19 protein-coding genes, 1 tRNA gene and 1 pseudogene are annotated in these 20,600 nt (G+C 45.5%); 3 read left to right on the plus strand and 18 right to left on the minus strand.

Annotation, left to right across the window (positions count from 1 at the left end; translation table 11 throughout):
* Positions 1–4 precede the first annotated feature (4 nt).
* From sigG to AC0QUU_RS11195, 18 genes and pseudogenes are all read right to left on the minus strand, one after another.
* A complete protein-coding gene (gene sigG / locus AC0QUU_RS11110; protein WP_474542820.1) occupies positions 5–787 on the minus strand; it encodes an RNA polymerase sporulation sigma factor SigG in 783 nt (260 codons plus the stop codon).
* A 134-nt stretch (positions 788–921) separates the two neighbouring features.
* Positions 922–2,526, minus strand: coding sequence for an MBL fold metallo-hydrolase RNA specificity domain-containing protein (locus tag AC0QUU_RS11115; RefSeq protein WP_474545570.1), 1,605 nt, complete (start codon positions 2,524–2,526; stop codon positions 922–924).
* A 126-nt stretch (positions 2,527–2,652) separates the two neighbouring features.
* Positions 2,653–3,396: an RNA polymerase sporulation sigma factor SigE gene (sigE, locus tag AC0QUU_RS11120; RefSeq protein ID WP_474542821.1), complete on the minus strand. Its 744-nt coding sequence runs from the start codon at positions 3,394–3,396 to the stop codon at positions 2,653–2,655.
* A 48-nt stretch (positions 3,397–3,444) separates the two neighbouring features.
* The gene (locus tag AC0QUU_RS11125; protein ID WP_474542822.1) at positions 3,445–4,230 is read right to left on the minus strand and encodes a sigma-E processing peptidase SpoIIGA; all 786 of its coding nucleotides are present in this window, start codon (positions 4,228–4,230) and stop codon (positions 3,445–3,447) included.
* 303 nt (positions 4,231–4,533) lie between these two features.
* A complete protein-coding gene (gene ftsZ, locus AC0QUU_RS11130) occupies positions 4,534–5,709 on the minus strand; it encodes a cell division protein FtsZ (RefSeq protein WP_474542823.1) in 1,176 nt (391 codons plus the stop codon).
* 155 nt (positions 5,710–5,864) lie between these two features.
* The gene (locus AC0QUU_RS11135) at positions 5,865–6,614 is read right to left on the minus strand and encodes a cell division protein FtsQ/DivIB (RefSeq protein ID WP_474542824.1); all 750 of its coding nucleotides are present in this window, start codon (positions 6,612–6,614) and stop codon (positions 5,865–5,867) included.
* Between the two features lie 19 nt (positions 6,615–6,633).
* Positions 6,634–7,719 carry a putative lipid II flippase FtsW gene (gene ftsW, locus AC0QUU_RS11140; RefSeq protein WP_474542825.1) on the minus strand — a complete coding sequence of 362 codons (1,086 nt, stop codon included), beginning with the start codon at positions 7,717–7,719 and terminating at the stop codon, positions 6,634–6,636.
* A gap of 14 nt (positions 7,720–7,733) precedes the next feature.
* Entirely contained in the window at positions 7,734–9,113 is a 1,380-nt protein-coding gene (gene murD, locus AC0QUU_RS11145; RefSeq protein WP_474542826.1) for a UDP-N-acetylmuramoyl-L-alanine--D-glutamate ligase, read from the minus strand.
* A gap of 5 nt (positions 9,114–9,118) precedes the next feature.
* On the minus strand, positions 9,119–10,075 hold the full coding sequence (mraY, locus tag AC0QUU_RS11150) for a phospho-N-acetylmuramoyl-pentapeptide-transferase (protein WP_474542827.1): 957 nt from the start codon (positions 10,073–10,075) through the stop codon (positions 9,119–9,121).
* 79 nt (positions 10,076–10,154) lie between these two features.
* Complete coding sequence (locus AC0QUU_RS11155; RefSeq protein ID WP_474542828.1) at positions 10,155–11,876, minus strand: peptidoglycan D,D-transpeptidase FtsI family protein; 1,722 nt, start codon at positions 11,874–11,876, stop codon at positions 10,155–10,157.
* 114 nt (positions 11,877–11,990) lie between these two features.
* Positions 11,991–14,003, minus strand: a complete 2,013-nt coding sequence (locus AC0QUU_RS11160; RefSeq protein ID WP_474542830.1) for a peptidoglycan D,D-transpeptidase FtsI family protein — start codon at positions 14,001–14,003, stop codon at positions 11,991–11,993.
* Between the two features lie 10 nt (positions 14,004–14,013).
* A complete protein-coding gene (locus AC0QUU_RS11165; protein WP_474542831.1) occupies positions 14,014–14,553 on the minus strand; it encodes a hypothetical protein in 540 nt (179 codons plus the stop codon).
* 191 nt (positions 14,554–14,744) lie between these two features.
* A pseudogene (rsmH, locus tag AC0QUU_RS11170) lies at positions 14,745–15,691 on the minus strand (16S rRNA (cytosine(1402)-N(4))-methyltransferase RsmH).
* A gap of 14 nt (positions 15,692–15,705) precedes the next feature.
* The gene (gene mraZ, locus AC0QUU_RS11175) at positions 15,706–16,143 is read right to left on the minus strand and encodes a division/cell wall cluster transcriptional repressor MraZ (RefSeq protein WP_474542832.1); all 438 of its coding nucleotides are present in this window, start codon (positions 16,141–16,143) and stop codon (positions 15,706–15,708) included.
* Positions 16,144–16,428: 285 nt separating this feature from the next.
* Positions 16,429–16,677: a hypothetical protein gene (locus tag AC0QUU_RS11180; protein ID WP_474542834.1), complete on the minus strand. Its 249-nt coding sequence runs from the start codon at positions 16,675–16,677 to the stop codon at positions 16,429–16,431.
* Between the two features lie 48 nt (positions 16,678–16,725).
* Positions 16,726–17,565: a DegV family protein gene (locus AC0QUU_RS11185; protein WP_474542836.1), complete on the minus strand. Its 840-nt coding sequence runs from the start codon at positions 17,563–17,565 to the stop codon at positions 16,726–16,728.
* Positions 17,566–17,672: 107 nt separating this feature from the next.
* Positions 17,673–19,130, minus strand: coding sequence for an FtsW/RodA/SpoVE family cell cycle protein (locus AC0QUU_RS11190; RefSeq protein WP_474542838.1), 1,458 nt, complete (start codon positions 19,128–19,130; stop codon positions 17,673–17,675).
* Between the two features lie 99 nt (positions 19,131–19,229).
* Positions 19,230–19,304 (minus strand) — tRNA-Pro (locus AC0QUU_RS11195).
* A 264-nt stretch (positions 19,305–19,568) separates the two neighbouring features.
* Between AC0QUU_RS11195 and AC0QUU_RS11200 the strand changes: the two genes are divergently transcribed.
* From AC0QUU_RS11200 to AC0QUU_RS11210, 3 genes are read left to right on the plus strand one after another with little or no spacing between them, the layout of a single operon-like run.
* Positions 19,569–19,691, plus strand: a complete 123-nt coding sequence (locus AC0QUU_RS11200) for a spore coat associated protein CotJA (protein ID WP_474545571.1) — start codon at positions 19,569–19,571, stop codon at positions 19,689–19,691.
* Positions 19,682–19,957: a spore coat protein CotJB gene (locus AC0QUU_RS11205; protein WP_474542840.1), complete on the plus strand. Its 276-nt coding sequence runs from the start codon at positions 19,682–19,684 to the stop codon at positions 19,955–19,957. Before AC0QUU_RS11200 ends, AC0QUU_RS11205 begins: the two co-directional genes overlap by 10 nt.
* A 3-nt stretch (positions 19,958–19,960) precedes the next feature.
* A complete protein-coding gene (locus tag AC0QUU_RS11210; RefSeq protein ID WP_474542841.1) occupies positions 19,961–20,557 on the plus strand; it encodes a manganese catalase family protein in 597 nt (198 codons plus the stop codon).
* The last annotated feature ends 43 nt before the right edge of the window (positions 20,558–20,600 follow it).

A 20,600-nucleotide genomic window follows, 5' to 3' on the forward strand; every position in this document is an offset into this window, starting at 1 on the left:
CTTATTATTCTCCCAGCAGATATTTACGCATTGTCTTCAGCGCGTTTTTTTCAAGTCTGCTTACCTGCGCCTGAGAAATTGAAATCTGTTCTGCCACCTCCATCTGGGTTTTCCCTTCAAAAAAGCGAAGCGTAATAATATATCTTTCTCTTTCATTAAGCCTCTCCATCGCCGCGTCCAGAGAAAGTTCTTCTACCCAGTTTTCTTCCCTGTTTTTCTTGTCGCTGACCTGATCCATTACATACAGCGTATCACCTCCGTCACTGTATACCGGTTCATGGAGGCTCATGGGAACCTGAATGGCATCCAGGGCAAAAACCACATCTTCCTTTGCAATACCGATCTCATCCGCGATTTCCTGAACCGTCGGCTCTTTCATATAGCGCCTGACATATCCTTCTTTTGCATAAATCGCCTTATATGCAGTATCCCGCAGAGAACGGCTTACCCTTATCGAACTGTTATCTCTCAGGTAGCGTCGGATCTCCCCAATGATCATAGGGACCGCATAAGTGGAAAATTTCACCAGTCTGTCCGGATCGAAATGATCCACCGCTTTCATAAGCCCTACGCATCCGATCTGGAACAGGTCATCGGCATTCTCACTGCTGCCCTCAAACCTTTTGATCACGCTGAGCACAAGTCTCAGATTTCCTTTGATATACTTCTCTCTTGCTTCCTCATCGCCCTCCTGAATGCGCTGAAACAGCTCCGCTTTTTCTTCTTCCTTAAGAAGCGGAAGCTTGGATGTATTTACTCCGCACAGCTCAACCTTATTCACCATCATTGCAAGAATCCTCCTAAGCATTTTCTAATTAGAATGATTCTCACTCCGGCTCAAAGATATTCCGGAAGTCCGAAAATTTTATAAACTTTTAGACCTTGACAAATCGCTCCTTAAGCGTTACTGCTTTTATCCCGTTACTCTTCCCATTTATCAGCCAGATTATTAATCTGGCTTTCAAATCTGGCCTTATCTCTGTTGGAAAGGCCTTCATTTCTATATATAATATCAAGCAGCCGTTTTCCGGCGGCAACAAGACGGTCGAAAGCACTGTCTGCTTTCCTCTGCGCTGCTTTCCTTGGCTTTGCCGGAATCTTCATTCCCTCGTTTACAATCTCATTGGTCAGAAGATCCACTTCACATCCCGGATACGGCGCCCACGTACGACAACCGAATCTGTCTGCGACTGTCTGCGCAAATTCATCCGTCACCGCATCCTCGCCATGTACTACAAACACTCTTTCCAGCGGCGATTCAAAGGCTCCGACCCATTTCAGCAGGCCGTTCATATCCGCATGACCGCTGACGCCATGAAGGCTCTCGATTCTGGCATGCACTTCAATCTCTTCTCCAAAGAGCCTGATATTTTTTTCTCCCTCAAGCAGCCTCCGCCCAAGAGTCCCCTTAGCCTGGTATCCCACAAACAGGATTGTACATTCCGGTCTCCAGAGATTGTGTTTCAGATGATGCCGGATCCGTCCGGCGTCACACATACCGGAAGCAGAAATAATGACTTTCGGTTTTTCAATGAAGTTTATCATTTTCGAATCATCACTTGTAGTGGAAGTATGAAGCCCCGGAAAAACAAGAGGATTTATTCCGGCATTTACCAGCGCCAGCGCCTCCTCATCAAAACAGTCCTTCATATTCAAAGTAAAGGCCTTTGTAGCCTCAATGGCAAGAGGACTGTCCAGATACACGTCAAAATCCGGGTATTCCTTCAGCATATTTTTCTCCTTGATCTCCCGGATAAAATACAGCAGTTCCTGAGTCCTGCCCACGGCAAAAGAAGGAATAACAAGATTGCCGCCCCGGTCAAATGTCTCTTTCAGGATCTTTGTAAACTCTCCCACATAATCCAGTTTATCCGTTGAATGAATCCGGTTTCCATAAGTAGATTCCACAATCACATAATCCGCAGCCCGGGTATAAGCCGGGTCTTTCAGGATCGGCTGATTCAGATTCCCCACATCTCCTGAGAATACCAGTTTCTTTGTCACATCTCCCTCACCGGCCCACACTTCGATACTGGCAGATCCCAGCAGATGCCCTACATCTGTAAAACGGATCTGAATTCCGTCACAGATCCGGATTCTCTCTCTGTACTGGCACGGCACAAGCAGTTCTATAGCGTCCAGTGCGTCCTGCATGGTATAAACAGGCTCATACTCCGGTTTTCCTGCACGTTTTCCTTTTCTGTTGCGCCATTCCGCCTCAAATTCCTGAATATGCGCGCTGTCCCGAAGCATGATATTACACAGGTCAGCCGTGGCAAATGTAGCAAAAATCTGCCCTTTAAATCCTTTCTTCACCAGACGCGGGAGCATACCGGAATGATCAATATGCGCATGCGTAAGAAACACATAATCAATCTCCTGCTCCGGAACAGGCAGTCCCGGATTTTCATACAGATCCGGCCCCTGCTCCATTCCGCAGTCAATCAGGATATTTTTCCCCGCCGCCTGCAGGAAATGACAGCTTCCCGTAACTTCATGGGCTGCTCCGATAAAAGTAAGCTTCATATGTCTCACCAACCCTTTTCGCTTTTCTTTTATTGTATCATTTCCCGGAAAAATATCCACCTGTTTTCCGGAATAAAAGATTAAATCTCTCTGCTGTAATATCGTATCTTCCATATAAAACCTTATTCACTGCTCGTATCTTATCATCTCCCTCTTCAGTCTCTGCATAATCTTTTTTTCAAGTCTTGATATATAGGACTGAGAGATTCCGAGAAGATCAGCCACTTCTTTCTGAGTTTTCTCCCTTCCTTCCGGATTGTCAAGTCCGAACCGCATTCTCACAATCAGTTTTTCTCTGCTGGAAAGCTTATTCAATGCGCGGACCAGCAGTCTGCGTTCCGCCTCATTTTCCAGATCCCGGTAGATAGTGTCTTCCTCTGTTCCCAGAATATCTGAGAGAAGCAGCTCATTTCCATCCCAGTCCACATTCAGCGGTTCATCAATAGATACCTCCATCTTTGTTTTGCTGTTTCTTCTCAGGTACATGAGAATTTCATTTTCAATACAGCGTGATGCGTATGTAGCAAGTTTTATTTTCCTGGAAGGGTTAAAGGTATTAATTGCTTTGATCAGCCCGATTGTTCCTATGGAAATCAGATCCTCTACGCCTACTCCCGTGTTGTCAAACTTTTTTGCTATATAAACAACCAGTCTCAGATTATGCTCAATCAGGGTTTTTCTGGCCTCTTCGTCATATTCTGTTCCCAGCCGCTCTATCATCTCTGTCTCTTTACTGCCTTCCAGAGGCGGCGGCAGCACTTCTGTCCCGCCAATATAATGAATTTCTCCGCCCCCTCCGAATATCAGATTACGGATATCCGGTATAATCCGCAGTTTAAATCGCTGCGGAACAGCTACTTTTACAACCATCTTATTTTCCTCCTGCTTTTCTTTTCCCGTCTGTCTTCTCGTCAGAACTCACCGGGCCAGCACTCCCGGATTCAATATCATCTGATAGGTTCTTTCTCCGGAAATCTCCGTTCGGCTGATTCCCAGAAGAGGCTTTTTTATCCAGCATTCCTCCCCCAGATGAATACACATTTTTTCTCCTCTGAAAACCTGCATGACGCTTTCTCCCCCTACGCTGCGGAAAGGAATATAGCGAAATTTTTCTGCTTCTTCCTCTGTGGGAATCAGCTCTTCTGCCAGTCCGGGAGCCAGAATGTTTACAGGGTCTCCCGTAACCGGATCTGAAAGAACATTCCCTGTATCCCACAAAGCATATAACTCTTTTTCTTTTCCTCCGGCGTACAATGTAACCGGATAAACGTCTTCCTCCTGTCTTCCGGATGATGCCGCAGACCGCCAGAGAGTCAAAAACAGAACATATCCTGCGGCAAATGCCGCATAAAGCAGACCTGCATACCTCAGCCAGGGCCGGAATAATTGTACAGCCCCTCCAATAACAATGGCAGACAGATACAACAGAACAACAGCTTTTATAAACTGTCCCACACCCGTTATTTTCAGCCCTGTGGTTATCATCAGACTGTTTACAATGACATGGAAAAGAATCAGCTTTGCCGCTGCCGGAAGCGGAATAATGATTACCAGACAGGTAAGCAGACTCCCCACTATCCCGCCCGCAATAATGCGTCCGTATGACTGTCTGCATTTCAGCACGTGCCCCACCGCAAGAAGAAGCAGACTGTCAATCATAAAATTTTCCAGAAAAAACACATCTATGTACAGTTCATAGTACATGCCCCACCTTCTTTCTCCTTTGTATGGTTTCAGAGAAAACTTTTTATCTCCCACCAGATTCTTAGAAATTATAAACCTGCACCCTCAGGAAATTTGTCAGAAGATGACGGATAATCCGAATTATATTTCGACATCTCTGTATAACATACTTGCGGAAAAATAAACAGAATAATTCAATATTGATGCGATTTTATTTCATAGAAAAGAAAGATCTTTCTCAGACATGTAAAAAACACAATAAAAAAACTCTGCAAAACCACGGCAAACGCAATGGCTCTGCAGAGTCTTCTGTCATTTATATAATTATTTCTTAAAGAAATCCGGAATCTTAATTGACTGTTCCTTTACCTTGCTTGACGGAGTTCTCGGCTGAAGTGTAGGCATTGTACCTCCCTGCGGCCTGCTGGAAGAAGTTCTTCCCTCACTGTCAAAATGGCTTCTAACCGGTGAATCCCCGGACGGAAGAATGGATCCCACTTTTTTCTGCTGTCCTTCCAGCCTTGCTTTAAGTTTGGATGCACTGCCTCCCACATTATGTAAACCTGTAGCAATGACTGTAATAGTACATTCATCAGACTTCGTGTCATCATACATGGCACCAAAGATAATGCTTGCACTTTCTCCCGCGAGTTCCTGTACGTAGTCAGCTGCGTCTGACGCATCCATAAGGGTAATATCACCAGATACATTGACAATAACATTGGAAGCTCCCTGAATTGTTGTCTCAAGCAGCGGACTTGCAACCGCTTCCTTAACAGCTTCAAGTGCTTTGTCATCACCGCGTCCGGCACCGATACCGATATGAGCTATGCCCTTATCCTTCATAACTGTCTGGATATCTGCAAAGTCAAGGTTAATCAGTGACGGCACGTTGATCAGATCAGTAATACCCTGGATACCCTGCTGCAGAACTTCGTCTGCCTTTTTCAGAGCTTCCGGCATTGTTGTACGCCTGTCCACTACTTCCAGAAGTTTATCATTCGGTATCACGATAATCGTGTCAACATTCTCTTTTAATTTATCAATTCCAGTAAGAGCATTCTGCATTCTTGTCTTGGATTCAAAACGGAACGGTTTTGTTACGACACCGACTGTCAGAGCTCCCTGCTCTTTTGCGATACGCGCAATAACCGGCGCTGCTCCTGTACCGGTTCCGCCGCCCATACCACAGGTTACAAATACCATATCTGCACCTTTGAGAGCTGCTGAAATCTCCTCAGAGCTTTCCTCTGCCGCTTTTTCTCCTACCTCAGGCTGAGCTCCGGCGCCAAGTCCCTTGGTAAGCTTCTCACCAATCTGCATCAGTGTAGGTGCTTTACAAAGCTGTAATGCCTGTTTATCTGTATTCACTGCAATAAATTCCACACCCGCAATCTGCTCGTCAATCATCCGGTTAACGGCATTATTTCCACCGCCGCCTACTCCGACAACAATTATTCTTGCGGCCGCTTCTGATTCGTTGGTTTTAATTTCTAACAAGAGTATTTCCTCCTTTGTCGTCTTATTAATTTCTTATACATCCCTTTTATTGAACAATCCAATTCAATAAGTATATAATAAAGTCTTTTCCGCAAATAATCAATACATTTTTTCCTATTTTTCAGATTTTTTATACTATTCAGCCATGCTGAAATCTATTCATTATTATCCGGCACAAAAGGAATGTTTTCTGAAGTACCGTCAAAATTTTCCAAATGAAGCGTTCCTGAAGTGTCCGGATAATTTTCATCCAGTTTTTCAAGTATCGGATCTATCTGGGCCAGTCTTTCATCATAATTGTCATTTCCCAGTAGAATCTGTATTCTGCCGAAGGTAAGAATTATCTCCCCGTCCGCACAGGAAAGCCTGTCCGGCGTAAGCTTATATTTTTCCAGTCCTCTGGAAACTTCCGTAATTCTCTCAAAAATACTTTCATCATCTACCGGAAGAGTTTCTCCAAGTACCACCCCGGAGGCATCGAAGGCAAGGCCCTCCACATGCGGAACTCCCTCCACGATCTTTTTTCTCCGGACCAACGCAGTTCCTTCATGGTCAAAATACAGATAAGAATCATCATAATCTACATATCCGACCATCTGCTTTTCTCTCACCTGAACATGCACAGTCCAGGGATTTTTCAGAGAAATTTCCATTCGTTCCACTGCTGTTGGCATTTCGGGACTGGTCAGATTATAACGGATCAGTATGTAAAGAGAATTTACCGCCAGATCATCATTATTAATCCAGCTGATTATGGAATTGTCACTGTAATACTCATTTCCTTCCACTTCAACAGACCGTACGCGGAATCCGAAAACAACAATCAGTCCTGCAAGCGCAAGTACACCGACAGTCCCGAGCAGTACTGGCAGTATTTTTCTCTTTCTGTGCTTTTTTTCTTTCATCCAAATTCCTCCTTACGCCCTATTCTACCAGACAGGACACACTCAACACAAGCCCCATTTCAAAGAGCAGAAATACAACCGACGTTCCTCCGTAGCTGATAAAGGGCAGTGTTATTCCCGTATTCGGAATCGTGTTGGTAACCACCGCTATATTCAGGATCACCTGAATCATCATATGAGCCATGGCACCTGCAGCAATAAGAGCGCCGAACAAGTCTTTCGCTCTGGTAGCTATTACAAAAAAGCGCCAGATCAGAATCAGAAAGAGAAGAATAATAATAGAAGCGCCCACAAGTCCCAGCTCTTCGCATATAATTGAAAAAATCATATCATTCTGTGCCTCGGGCAGAAAGCCAAGCTTCTGCACACTGTTGCCAAGACCTCTTCCGAACAATCCTCCGCTTCCGATGGCATACAGTCCCTGAAGTGTCTGATACCCCTTTTCATATTGTTCCGGATTGCGCCAGATTGCAATCCGCTCCAGACGATAGCTTTCCATAGCAAGAAAAACCGCCATAAATGCCACCGCCGCGCTTCCCATCCAGATAAACTGAGAGTATTTCGGACTGGCAGTAAAAACCAGTACCACAGCAATTCCCAGGATAATAATAGCAGTACTCAGATTACTGGCTCCTACGAGGGCCGCAATCGGCAGAACGGGGAGCATCATCAGAACAAGGGCAGAAAACCGCCCCATTTTCTTTACATTTCTGCTCACAAGACAGGCCAGAAAAAGAATCACGGCTACCTTGGCGAACTCCGACGGCTGAAAAGAAAAAGGTCCAAAAGAAAGCCATCTTTTGGACCCGTTATACTCATCTCCGAACAGCATAACCGCGACAGAAAGGAAAATAGCCATCAGATAACCCGGTATGGCAAAAGGGACCCATCTGTGATAATCAATTCTGGAAATAATCACCATACCCAGAAGCCCTACCAGCGTGGCGAATCCCTGCTTTTTCAGATAATAGAAAGAGTCGTGGAATTTTACTCTGCCATTGTATGCGCTTGTGCTGTAGAGCAGTACAAGACCGATTCCTACAAGAATCAGTACAACAACAAGAAGCGTATCATCATATGTCCGTTTCTTATCGGAACGCTCCAATATAAATTCACTCCTTAAAGCTGATTTACAAGTTCTTTGAATTTATCTCCGCGTTCTTCATAGTTTTTAAACATTCCCCAGCTTGCGCAGGCCGGGGAAAGCAGAACCGCGTCGCCCGGGCGGGAATACTCTACGCATTTATCAAAAGCTTCCTCAAATGAATCCGCCATTACAATATCTTCAAATCCGAGTCTCCTTGCCGTCTCCGCTATCTTATCACGGGTAGCTCCAAGAAGCACCAGCTTTTTCACCTTTCCGTCAAAAGCATTGATCCATTCTTCATAGGTTGAATCTTTATCATAACCGCCTCCGATCAGCACAGTAGGACGGTTCATAGCCTGGATGCCGCGGATTGCCGCATCAGGATTTGTGCCTTTGGAATCGTTATAAAAAGCAACTCCGTTTTTTTCTGCCACAAACTCAATCCGGTGTTCTACGCCGCGGAACTGACAGACCGTCTTCTGAATTACCTCCGCGGGCACTCCATAAGCATATGCCATCGCTGCCGCTGCCATTACATTTTCGTAATTGTGGGTTCCAAGAATATGCAGGCTGTCGACACTGCACAGAGAAATTTTCTCTCCAAGATCAATAATAATCTCACCGCTGTCAAGATAAACTCCTCTTTTAAGTTTACGTTTGCTGCTGAAATATAGAACTTCGGCTTTTGTCCTTTCACCGAATTCCCTCAGCAGTTTGTCTTCATAATTCAGGACACAGACATCTTCTTTTGTCTGATTTTCAGCAATACGCTCTTTTGCGGCTACATATGCCTCCATCGTATGATGTCTGTTCAGATGATCCGGTGTAATATTTAAAACAGCGCTGACTTTCGGCCGGAACGTATGTATTGTCTCGAGCTGAAAACTGCTGATCTCCGCTACAATTACCGAACTTTCCTCTGTCCGGGGGACTATGCTGGTGTATGGATTTCCAATATTTCCGACCACGAACACGCTCTCTTTATAATTCGCCATTATTTCGCCCAGCAGAGCTGTAGTTGTAGTTTTTCCATTGGTTCCGGTAATTGCAAGAACATCCCCTCTGCCAAAGGCATAAGCCAGCTCAATCTCTCCCCAAACAGGAATATCCAGATTTCTCATCTGTTCCACAACCGGGAGATCAGCCGGTACACCAGGACTGATTACTGCCAGGGAAAGCTCTTTCACTACTTCCTCCGGGAACTCTCCAGACACAATTTTCAGATTTTCTTCCGGCCTGTCCGTCATATCCCGGACACTGTCTGCAATCCTGCTTTTTACAGACTGCAGATCAAGATTTTTATTTCCATCGTAAAGAATAACCCGCGCCCCCTGACGAAGCAGCAGGCCCGCCGCCGCCTCGCCGCTTATGCCGGCGCCAAATACAAGTACGTTTTTTTCATTTAAATCCATTTATCCTACACCCCCATCAGAGCAATCAGACAGAGAAGAGCAGTTATGATTGAAAATACAGCTACAACCCGTGTCTCTGACCAGCCGCATAATTCAAAATGATGATGGATCGGCGCCATTTTAAAAATCCGCTTTCCGCCTGTCTTTTTAAAATATGTGACCTGAATAATAACAGACGCCACTTCTACAAGATAAATAAAACCGACAATGATAATAAACAACGGCATCTGCATCATATATGCCGTTCCTGCCACAAAGCCTCCCAGAGCGAGAGAACCTGTGTCTCCCATAAACACACTGGCCGGATACACATTAAAGAGCAAAAAGCCTAAAAGCGCACCCACTACCGCGCAGGTAATAGGTTCCACGCCGCTTTTTGTTCCAACGGCAACAACAGTAAAAAAAGTTGCTACCAGTACGGTGACACTGGAAGCCAGGCCATCAAGACCGTCTGTAAAATTCGTGCCGTTCACTGTACCGATTACGGCAAAGAAAAGAACCGGAACAGCCAGCCAGCCAATATCAAGATAATATCCGTCCGAGAAGGGTACAAGCATCGTAAGCGGTACATCTGCCACTTCTACAAGATAAAAGGCAAACACTGCCGTTACTACAATCTGAAGAGCCATCTTCTGCATAGGCATCAGACCATCCGACCGTTTCAGCACAACTTTAAGATAGTCGTCCAGAAAGCCGATCAGCCCAAAGGCCACGGTCAGAAATAAAACCGGTATTATAGCCGGATAATCTTTCACATAAAAAAGCGACGTCACAATAACGGAAATCAGAATAATAATCCCCCCCATTGTAGGAGTTCCCGCTTTTTTCAGATGGGACTGTACCCCGTCTGTTCTCTCCGTCTGCTTCATTTTCAGTTTTCTCAGGAACGGAATGACAACCGGGCCGAGTACAAGACTGACTGCAAATGATATCAGCACCGGAATCACAATATGGCTGCTCATAAATCCACCTCTTCCTCTCTTTTGTTTCCACGGAAGAAAACTTCTCTTCCAGAACATCTTATACAGTATAACCTATCGCTTAATTTTTTTCAATCCCGAGATACGGAAGGACATTGTCATAAATTGTTCTCAGAACCGGCGCCGCTATCGTGCCTCCGTAATAGACTCCCTGGGGATTATGAATCACAACCATACCAAGGATCCGGGGATCATCCGCCGGAGCAAATCCCAGGAAAGAAGCGATATATTTATTTGCGCTTCGGGGCAGAGTCTGGGATGTAGCTGTTTTTCCTCCGATCGAGTAGCCGTCTATATAAGCATTTTTTCCGGACCCTTCTGAAACAACACTTTCCAGCAGCATCTGCATTGTCTCAGATGTTTCTTCTGAAACAATCCCTTTTTCTGTTTTGTATTCAAACTCTTCGATCACATTGCCTTCTCCGTCCAGTACTGCCATACCCAGATGCGGCGTCACCCGGTTTCCGCCGTTTACTATGGAACTCACTGTAGTTGCCAGCTGAATAGGTGTAATCTGAAAAGACTGGCCAAATGTCATTGTAGCAAGCTCAACTGTTCCAATATCTTCCTTTTTATGCATAATTGTACCCGCTTCACCGGGAAGGTCCACTCCTGTCAGCTGCAGAAGTCCGAATTGTTCGAAATAATCGTAAAACCGTTCACTTCCCAGCCTCAGGCCGATATCCATAAAGACCGGATTACATGAATTCTGTATTCCTTCCACAAAAGTTTCTGTTCCGTGTCCGCCCACCTTATGACATCGGATCTTCCGGTCCTCAACAATCCGGTAACCCGGACACACAAATGTATCGTCAAGACTTACCACTCCTTCTTCCAGACATGCTGCGGAAGTAATAATCTTAAAAGTGGAACCGGGCTCATAAGTGTCGTTGATGCAGCCGTTTCTCCACATCTGGTTCAGTGCATCCTGAAGCTCTTCATCCGAAAGAGAGGCTTCCTCTCCTGTATTCAGCTCAAAAGGTTCGTTAAGATTAAACTCCGGCACATTTACCATGGCATAAATTTCCCCATTCTGCGGATTCATAAGAAGGACAGACACGCTGTCCGCCTGCTTTTCTTCCAGAACTTTCAGAGCGGCCTGTTCACAGTATTCCTGTATATTATAGTCCAGACTGATTTTTAGAGTTTCTCCCGCAACCGGTTCAATGCGGTCCTCAGCCACGCCCTCCAGTTCAATTCCCCGGGCGTCTGTTACCGTCAGAATCGTTCCGTTGGTTCCTTTGAGATATTCTTCATATTTTACTTCAAGACCGATAATCCCCTGGTTGTCTCCCCCTGTAAATCCCAGCACTTTTGAAGCCAGCTCATCATATGGATAATATCTTTTATAATCCTCGTCCACCTTAACGCCGGCCAGATCATATTCCCGTATTTTGTCGCCTGTGTCTTTTTCAACATTTGTTTTAATTTTTTCCATGGAGGATACTTTTTCCACTCTTTCTCTCACATCCGCCTCATCCATCTTGAGTTCATCGGAAAGTACACGGATGACTGTCTCCGGATCTTCTATCTGGCTGTGGATTACAGAAATCGTGCAGACAGTCCTGTTTGTTGCAAGGACAACTCCGTTCCTGTCCACAATCTCCCCTCTTGCAGCCTTGATCTCTCTTTCTCTTTCATGAAGGTCTTCAGCCAGCTCCTGATAATATTCTGCGTCAAAAACCATCAGATAGATAAGACGTCCGATAAGGCCGAAAATCATTATTGTGGCACACAAAAAAACAACAAGTATTTTTTTCTTATTGTATGTTTTATTCTTCATATAAAACAACCCTGCAAAAGATGTTGTTAAAGCTTATTACATCTTCTGCAGGGTTATTCCAAAAAAATTCAGCCTGTTTTTCACCAAAATCCGCAGGACTGTCCGAGGGTTTTCTCACTCTCCCTGTGTCCAGTCATCCAGATCCGGGTTATAATCTTCGTCGATATATTCTCCGTCCGGCTTATCATAAGTATCGTCATAGTCCTCATTATAATCCGTATACTCTTCATCTCCGGTAATACTGTTCTCTGCCGCGGCGGCTTCAGCCGCTGCTTTTTCTTCAGCCTCAATCGTAGTAATTCCCAGATAAGGGAACGCTTCCTCCATAATACTTTTTGCGAGTCTGCGTACAAGAGAACTGTCATCCTGAGCTTCTGTATTCGGTTCATCAACTACCACATAGATTACAACCTCCGGATTATTCTGAGGAGCACATCCCAGATAAGACAAAAGATATTTTCCGTTTCCTCTCGGAAGTTTCTCGGCAGTTCCTGTCTTCGCGCCTATATCGTATCCTTCTACCTGTGCGCTCTTACCTGTACCGTAATCCATTACAGCCCCCAGATATTCTTTTATCTTTTCCGATGTCTCAGCGGAAATAGTCTTGCGCAGCAGAACCGGATCCTTTGTTTCTATGACATTTCCATTTTCATCCTGAATCTGTTTTACCACATGGGGTTCATAATAATATCCGCCGTTAACCAGGGAAGAAAAGGCCGCTACCATCTGAGTCATGGTTACATTAAATCCCTGTCCGAAAGAATTGGTAGCCAGCTCAACTTCGCCCATATTATCCGCTGTGTAAAGAAGCGCTTCTGTGGCAGCCTCTCCCGGAAGATCAATCCCTGTATATTCGCCGAATCCGAATATATGCTGATATCTGCTGAAGTCCTCCGCGCCGATTTTCTCCGCCATTTCCATCAGAGCCACATTACAGGAGTAGGCCACTGCATCCCGGGTAGTCTCTGCACCGTGTCCTGATCTCATACTGCATCGGATTGTATAGTCTTCTACCTGCAGCGAACCGCCGCAATAATAGTTTTCGTCTCCGGTAAGAGCTCCAGATTCCAGACCTGTAGCAACTGTAAATGGTTTAATAGTAGAGCCCGGCTCATACGCATCACTCACACAGAAATTGCGCCACAGACTGTTAAGGGCTTCCAGCTGTTCCTCTTCTGACATCGCCTTGATTTCTTTTTCTGTATAAAGTGAAGAAAGATCCCACGGATTATTCAGATCGTACCCCGGATAGGACGCTTCGGCAAGAATCTCTCCGGTGTTCGGATCCGCAATAATAACTGCCGTATTTTTGCTGCCCAGCTCTCCGTCTTCAGCGAGTTCGTCGTTGAACTCCTTTATACAATCCTCCACAATCCCCTGTAAAGTAACATCTATAGTAGAAACAACCGTATTTCCATCCTTGGCGGCTTTTACCGTCCGCTCCATCGATGATTCAGAATCAAAATAGCCGTACTCTCTTCCATCCGTACCGTTAAGTACACTGTTGTAGGCGCTTTCAATTCCGGTTGCTCCCTGATTTCCCGAATAAGTAAAGCCGATTACATCACTGGCAAGACTTCCATAGGGATATGTCCGTTCAAAATCTTCTTCCAGCCACACACCCCGTACATTCGGATAGTTTTCATCATCGTCATCAATTTTGTTGAATTTCTGGGCTGTTTCATAATCGACTCCCCGGGCCAGAATTTCATACTGGCTGTCCGGTTTTTCCTCAATCAGCGCATCTACTGTACTGCCCTCTATTCCAAAACACTCTTTGAGCACATCTTTTGTCGGCTCAATGTATTCATCCCTGTCCGTCATTACTACTACATCAAGAATTACATTATACACTCTTTCGCTGGTAGCCAGCCGTGTACCGTTCCGGTCAACTATATCTCCCCGCTGGTATGCAATCACCCGGCTGTTGTAATTCTGCTGATCCAGTACAATCCTGGTATATGAGCTTCCTTTTGTAACATTAATCCAGACAATACGTCCGACAAGAACAACAAAAGCCAGTATAACTGCCATAAATAGCATTACCAGCTTCCGTTGCATTCTGATTGGAAATTTTTTTGTCAAAAATTCAAATCTGCTTTTTTTTCTTTTTCTTCTTCCAGCCATACCTTAATTCCTATTCTGATACATCCTTTGACTGTGCAAGAATCCCGTCTTCCGGGATATTACTGTACTGTTTTACATAACTGCCGGTAGGGCTGTCATATTCGATTACAGTACCCTCTGACGCATAAACCATCCCCATCTCATTCATGGCTTTATCTTTAATTTCCTGCAGATTAACGGAATCCACAGCTGCATTATATGCCGTATCATTTGCTTCTGTCAAGTCTGCAAGTTCTGACTGAAGTGCCGTTATATTTTTAGAATGGTTCATCACATCAGACTGAAGCTTCAGGTACATCATGCAGAGTATCACTGCACAGACAGCGGCTGCCGCAAGAAATACTGCATAAGCCGGACTGATACTCATTGCGCGGTTTCTGTTCTTTCTCACCTGGCGGCTTGTCCGTTTCGGCTGCGGCGGACGTGACTGCGGATTCCGTACCGGAACCGCCTCAGCTCTGCGCACTGCATTGCCATATACATAGAACCGTTCCTGACCTGCGCCTGCTGTATAATGCCGTCTGTTTCTACTATATCTGCCTGATGCCATATCTGCTAAAGCTCCTTTCCTTTTTATCCTGTTCCTCCGGGCTCTCCCCTTCCCGTCGGAGCAACGTCTCACATGCCCCGCGCTGTACGATATGCGCTGTAGCTGCGGCAGCACAAAAGTCCTATTCCATACATGCAAATTCTCCTGTGCCGCCGCTGCCGCATATGTTGACTATGTTTTAAATACTCCCTTTATGTTGTTGCTTCTGCCCGTTCAAAAATACGTAATTTTGCACTTTTTGAACGAGGATTGGATTCCATTTCCTCCTCTGACGGAAGAATCGGTTTCCTCGTAATCACTTTCCCCTTTGATACTTTTCCACAGACACAAACCGGAAAGTGACTTGGACAGGTACACGGATTCTCATTTCTGCGAAATGCACTCTTTACAATCCTGTCTTCCAGGGAATGAAATGTTATGACACAGATCCTCCCCCCGGATGAAGCATATCGATCATTTCATCCAGCGAATCCCGAAGCACTTCCAATTCATGATTCAGCTCAATCCGTATTGCCTGAAATGTCCGTTTGGACGGATGGCCACCGGTTTTCTGAATTTTCATCGGTATGGCATGCCGTATGATTTCATTCAGCTGTCCTGTCGTTTCAATTGGTTTCTTCTCGCGCTCCGCGACAATATGTTTTGCAATATTTTTTGCAAATCTGTCTTCTCCGTAGTCGCGAATCACACGAAAAAGTTCCGCTTCGCTGTATCCATTGATGATATCCCTTGCCGTCATTTTCTGCCTCTGATCCATCCGCATGTCAAGTGGTGCGTCCATGCGGTAGGAAAATCCTCTGTCTGCTGTATCCAGCTGATAAGAAGAAACTCCCAGATCCAGTGTAATACCATCCACACCATCAATGCCCAGCTTGTGGAGCTCTGGCTTCATATCACGGTAATTGCTCCTGATTATCGTGACCTTCTCCCCGAAGCCTTCCAGGCGTCTCCCGGCAGCCTCTATGGCGTCGGCGTCCTGGTCTATACCTATTAATCTCCCCGTGCCGCTTAACCGCCTGCACACTTCAGAGGCATGTCCTCCTCCTCCAAGTGTGGCATCCACATAAATGCCGTCAGGTCTTACATTAAGCCCGTCCACTGTTTCATGCAGCAGAACTGTTGTGTGTTCGAATGCCATAATCTTCCTCCCTGCTAAATACGGATTCCAATAGATTCCATACGCTCTGCGATCGCATCCAGATCTTCCTCGCTCACCTGGCTTCTCTCCTCCCAGAGAGCTTTATCCCAGATTTCAACCCTGTCCTGAACTCCCACCAGGACTACGTCTTTTTCCAGATGTGCCGCTTTGCGGAGTGAAGGCGGGACGAGCACTCTCCCCTGCTTGTCAAAACTGCCCTCAGAAGCACTGCCAAAAAAATAGCGCTTAAAAATTCTGGCATCCTTGTTCATTCGTGGTAAGGTTTCAAGTTCAGAGACAAATTTGGTCCATTCTTCCTGAGAGTAAACAAAAAGGCAGCCTTCCAGTCCGTTGCATATTACAAAACTGTCGCCCAGATCATCTCTTAATTTTGCCGGGATGATCAGTCTGCCCTTTTCATCAATGCTATGGTTAAACTCTCCTAATAACATTCGGAACCCTTTCTCTTAATGTGAGCCTCCACATCGCTCCCCACTTTATACCACTTTCCACCACTTGTTACCACTTGACTCCATTTTAAACCACAGTCCTCCCTTTTTCAACCCCCTTTTTATTTTTTTTAATCCTGAAAAAGCCCCGGGAATTGCCCTTTTCAGCCCCAAACAAACATATGGGGTGCAAGGAAATCCCTGCACCCCATATGTAGTGTCTGCCATTATTTTGTTCTTGATATTTTTCCTGTACGGCAAATAAAAATCTCTGCTGTATCCGTTTTTTTACTCTGTCTCTGATGCGGACAGGGTATTCAGATAATTTGAAACCGAATCGTAATTTACTTCAGCAACAGGCCGTACCCTATTGGAATTATATGTCTCCCAGGCTGAATATCCCAGCCATCCTACCAGCGCAAGTGCTGCAAGTGAAACGACCGCTTTACGGACAACACCCTTCATTTTCTGCTTGCGCATAATCTGTTTTCTATTCGCTTTGTCCTGTTTATAACGATCTACTTTTTCCTGACTCATTTGTATCGCTCCCTTCGTCACACTATTGACAGTTTAACACAACCTGCGTCAGAGTACAACAATAATTCCTCCATCATTCGCGTACATCGTACTGATTCCGGCTGTATTTACAATAAAACTTGATTTTACCTTCAGCTTTCCAAGCAATATCTCCCTGACTTTTTCTGCCCGTTCCGGGCAATTACAATGAGCGATTCCCAGCACTTTCTCCTCCGGTGATTCCGCATTCTGAACAATATGATCTGTCATCTTATCCAGCGCTCTTTTTATTCCTCTGGCCTGCCCCAGCTGACAGATTGTTCCGGCAGGCGTAGAGCCCATAACGGGCTTTATATTAAGCGCGCTCGCAACCAAAGATTTAATTCCGGTCAGCCGCCCGTTTTTCCGCAGTGTGTCGAGATTTTCAAGGACAAAATATGTGTTCTGCCCCTTGATGTATGACTCAACACATTCTTTTACTTCTTCAAAATCCATGCCACGCTCTTCACATTCCCGGATCTTCATTGCAATAAGTGTCTCACCGACAGATGCAGACCGTGAATTGAACACATAAATCTTTTTATCGCTGTGCTCTTCCTCGAAAAGTTTTCTTCCCAGTTCTGCGCTGTTATATGATCCGCTCAGTTCAGAGGACAATGTCACCACATATACCCGGTCAGCGCCGCAGTCATAAAGTGACATATATTCTTCCGGAGAAGGACAGGAAGACCTGGGACAATGAGGGCTTTCTGCAACCAGCCTCAGAAAGCGGGCCTGATCAAACGTATTGTCATCTGCAACATGTGTACCATTTACCTCCATACTTAAAGGCGCAGACTTATACATGCCGCTTTTCTTCATCTCATCCGTAAGTTCTCCACAGCTGTCAACAATTATTCTATAACTCATAACAACTCCTCCGAAACCGTAAAGTATATTTTGCATTTCCAGTATAAGTAGTTTTGAATACCATATTAAAATATACCATACTTTCCCGAAGAAGAAAAGTCTTTTTCCTATTCTCCCTCCAGTTTTATTCTCCTCGAGATTCCCAGAGCGATCCCCATCTCCGCCATCAGGAACAAAATTGCTGTTCCTCCGTAGCTGATAAAGGGCAGCGTAATACCGGTAGTGGGGAAAAGCCCCGTAACCACAGCCACGTTAAAAACGACCTGCAGCGCAATATGGGCAAATATTCCCGTAGCAATCAGTGAACCATAGAGATCAGGCGCATTCTTCGCAATAAACATCAGGCGATAAAGCAAAAGACCGAAGAGAATAAAAATTATAATTGCGCCAAATATTCCAAGCTCTTCGCAGATAACCACCAGGATCATATCATTCTGAGCCTCCGGTATTACTCCCAGTTTCTGCGTACTGTTCCCCAGACCTTTTCCGAAAAATCCTCCGCTTCCAATAGCATAAAGCCCCTGCAGCACCTGAAAACTTCCATCATCTGCCGTAGCTTCCGGATTCAGCCATGAAATAATTCTCTGAATTCTGAAGTTGTCGCTGTCGGCTGCAGTCGCCGCCAGAATGGCAATCAATACTGCCGCTACGGCCACTGTTACGCCGATTATGATCAGAAACGGTCTGGTTTTCGGATGAATAACAAAAATCAGAATACATGTAATTGCCATAACAATAATTGCTGTACTGAGATTATCGGTCAAATACATGACTCCGCCCGCCGCTATGGCTCCGAAAGCAAGCACCCGGATTATTCCCGGCGTTTTACTTGCCTTTTTTCCCAGGCGGCACAATTCATAGGAAATAAATAAAATCACCGCAATCTTTGTAACCTCAGCCGGCTGAAGAGTAAGATTACCCGGAAGACGAATCCATCTTCTTGCTCCATTTAAAGTTACGCCAAGAGGTGACCGGACCAGCGCCATTAAAATCATGGAAATCACATATATCTCGAAAGCAAAGGCTCCATATATATGATAGTCAACTCTTGAAACGAGAAACATTACCACAACTCCGGCCACTCCAATCAGAGCCTGTTTTGAGAAATAGTACATATCGTCCTGAAGCTGTACATCAACCTGGGCTTCATAAGCGCTGGCACTGTACAGCATTACAAGACCAAAACACATAAGGAAAACAATTACGAATAACATATCAAAATCGAAATATTCTCCCTTTGCAATACTTTTTCCCAATGCCCTGCGGAGAGCTCCCGGCGTCCAGCTCTTCGCAGGCTTTTCCCGCCGGGAATACCTTTTATCCGGCACCGGCTTCGGCGCTTTCAGCACTTCTCTTCTCCGGTCGATCACTTTTTGATATTCTCTGTAACCGGCCCGTATTCCTATGGGACGCATAGGCTGTGTATCTGACAGGTCCGGACGCTGTTCGTCCCGGATCGGGCGCATTGGCTGTGTATCGCCAAAATTATGCGAACTTTTTCTGTTTTTATTGCGGCCTGACTTTTTGCTCTGCCGCCTGATAGGCTGCACTGTTCTGCTTTTCATCTGCTTCCCCTCCGCTGAAACATGCCGATCTGAATAAAATAAAAGGAACCAGACTCCGGTAAATGACTGCCGGCCTGATCCCTCCTGCAAAATTATCTATCGGGGTGACAGGATTCGAACCTGCGACCTCACGGCCCCCAGCCGTGCGCTCTAACCAAACTGAGCCACACCCCGCTGACTTATACATTATATATAATTTTTCTCCAAATGTAAAGCGGAACATTTTTTTATTTTTATCCATACTATAATTATGAAGATCCCCCCCTCTCCCGGCAGAGGGGAAATATATGAAAGGAGCCGCCGAAAATGGCAAATTGTCAGAACAATATGCGTTGTCCGCGCAGGCAGACCATGTCTTCTGCTCCGGTTGCCCGCAGCCGGAACATAGAAGGATGTCCTAATACAAACACTGACTTTCTCGAAGGAACACCACTGGCTATGGCCTATGTCCCCTGGCAGCAGTGGCGTGAAATCTACGAACCGGGTATGGGCTTTTCGCATGGAACAATCTTCAGAGAACTCGACAAACCGTTTCTCTGGAAAGGAGGCCGATGCCGATGAACAGACCTGTAAACCGAAAAGATCTTCTGACACATATTAATCATGTCAGCTTTGCAGTAGACGAAGTAAAACTCTATCTGGATACACACCCCTGCGACAGAGAAGCACTGTCCTACTATCAGGAAATGAGCCGCCAGAGAAATGTAGCACTAAAGGAATATGCATCTGCATATGGCCCGCTTACTGTTGACACCGCAGATCGTTCCTGCGATGAACACTGGAACTGGATCAACGAGCCGTGGCCATGGCAGGAAGGAGGGTGCTGATTTATGTGGAATTATGAAAAGCGACTGCAATATCCTGTAAAAATAACCCAGACAAATCCGAAAATCGCGCAGATTATTATTTCACAGTTTGGAGGCCCTGACGGTGAGCTGGCCGCATCCATGCGCTATCTTTCTCAGCGATATACCATGCCCTATAAAGAAGTCACCGGCATACTGACAGACATCGGAACGGAAGAACTTGCCCATATGGAAATGATCTGCGCAATCGTTTATCAGCTTACAAAGGATCTGACTCCGGAAGAAATCGAGTGCTCCGGTTTCGGACCTTATTATGTAGATCATACTCTTGCCCTCTGGCCACAGGCTGCCAGCGGCATGCCCTGGACTGCAACCGTTTTCCAGTCAAAAGGAGATCCCATCACAGATCTTCACGAAAACATGGCCGCAGAACAGAAGGCGCGTACTACCTACGACAATATTCTCCGCCTTGTAAAAGATCCTGAAGTGTGTGAGCCGATCCGTTTTCTCAGGCAGCGGGAAATCGTACACTATCAGCGTTTTGGCGAAAGTCTGCGTATTGTACAGGAAAAACTGGACAGCCGGAACTTTTATGCTTTCAATCCTGAATTTGATAAATAAATTTCCGGCAGAAATCACCCAAAACAAAGAGGGGCTTGAACAA

It is taken from the genome of Mediterraneibacter sp. HA8405 (assembly GCF_056148955.1).

Coding starts and splice junctions, on each gene's coding strand:
- AC0QUU_RS11155 (WP_474542828.1), bottom strand. CDS start 11,876: ATGAAGAATAAAACATACAATAAGAAAAAAATACTTGTTGTTTTTTTG.
- AC0QUU_RS11200 (WP_474545571.1), top strand. CDS start 19,569: ATGGCCTATGTCCCCTGGCAGCAGTGGCGTGAAATCTACGAACCGGGT.
- sigG (WP_474542820.1), bottom strand. CDS start 787: ATGATGGTGAATAAGGTTGAGCTGTGCGGAGTAAATACATCCAAGCTT.
- AC0QUU_RS11180 (WP_474542834.1), bottom strand. CDS start 16,677: ATGAGTCAGGAAAAAGTAGATCGTTATAAACAGGACAAAGCGAATAGA.
- AC0QUU_RS11135 (WP_474542824.1), bottom strand. CDS start 6,614: ATGAAAGAAAAAAAGCACAGAAAGAGAAAAATACTGCCAGTACTGCTC.
- AC0QUU_RS11160 (WP_474542830.1), bottom strand. CDS start 14,003: ATGGCTGGAAGAAGAAAAAGAAAAAAAAGCAGATTTGAATTTTTGACA.
- AC0QUU_RS11165 (WP_474542831.1), bottom strand. CDS start 14,553: ATGGCATCAGGCAGATATAGTAGAAACAGACGGCATTATACAGCAGGC.
- AC0QUU_RS11185 (WP_474542836.1), bottom strand. CDS start 17,565: ATGAGTTATAGAATAATTGTTGACAGCTGTGGAGAACTTACGGATGAG.
- AC0QUU_RS11190 (WP_474542838.1), bottom strand. CDS start 19,130: ATGAAAAGCAGAACAGTGCAGCCTATCAGGCGGCAGAGCAAAAAGTCA.
- sigE (WP_474542821.1), bottom strand. CDS start 3,396: ATGGTTGTAAAAGTAGCTGTTCCGCAGCGATTTAAACTGCGGATTATA.
- mraY (WP_474542827.1), bottom strand. CDS start 10,075: ATGAGCAGCCATATTGTGATTCCGGTGCTGATATCATTTGCAGTCAGT.
- AC0QUU_RS11205 (WP_474542840.1), top strand. CDS start 19,682: ATGCCGATGAACAGACCTGTAAACCGAAAAGATCTTCTGACACATATT.
- mraZ (WP_474542832.1), bottom strand. CDS start 16,143: ATGTTATTAGGAGAGTTTAACCATAGCATTGATGAAAAGGGCAGACTG.
- AC0QUU_RS11115 (WP_474545570.1), bottom strand. CDS start 2,526: ATGAAGCTTACTTTTATCGGAGCAGCCCATGAAGTTACGGGAAGCTGT.
- AC0QUU_RS11125 (WP_474542822.1), bottom strand. CDS start 4,230: ATGTACTATGAACTGTACATAGATGTGTTTTTTCTGGAAAATTTTATG.
- AC0QUU_RS11210 (WP_474542841.1), top strand. CDS start 19,961: ATGTGGAATTATGAAAAGCGACTGCAATATCCTGTAAAAATAACCCAG.
- murD (WP_474542826.1), bottom strand. CDS start 9,113: ATGGATTTAAATGAAAAAAACGTACTTGTATTTGGCGCCGGCATAAGC.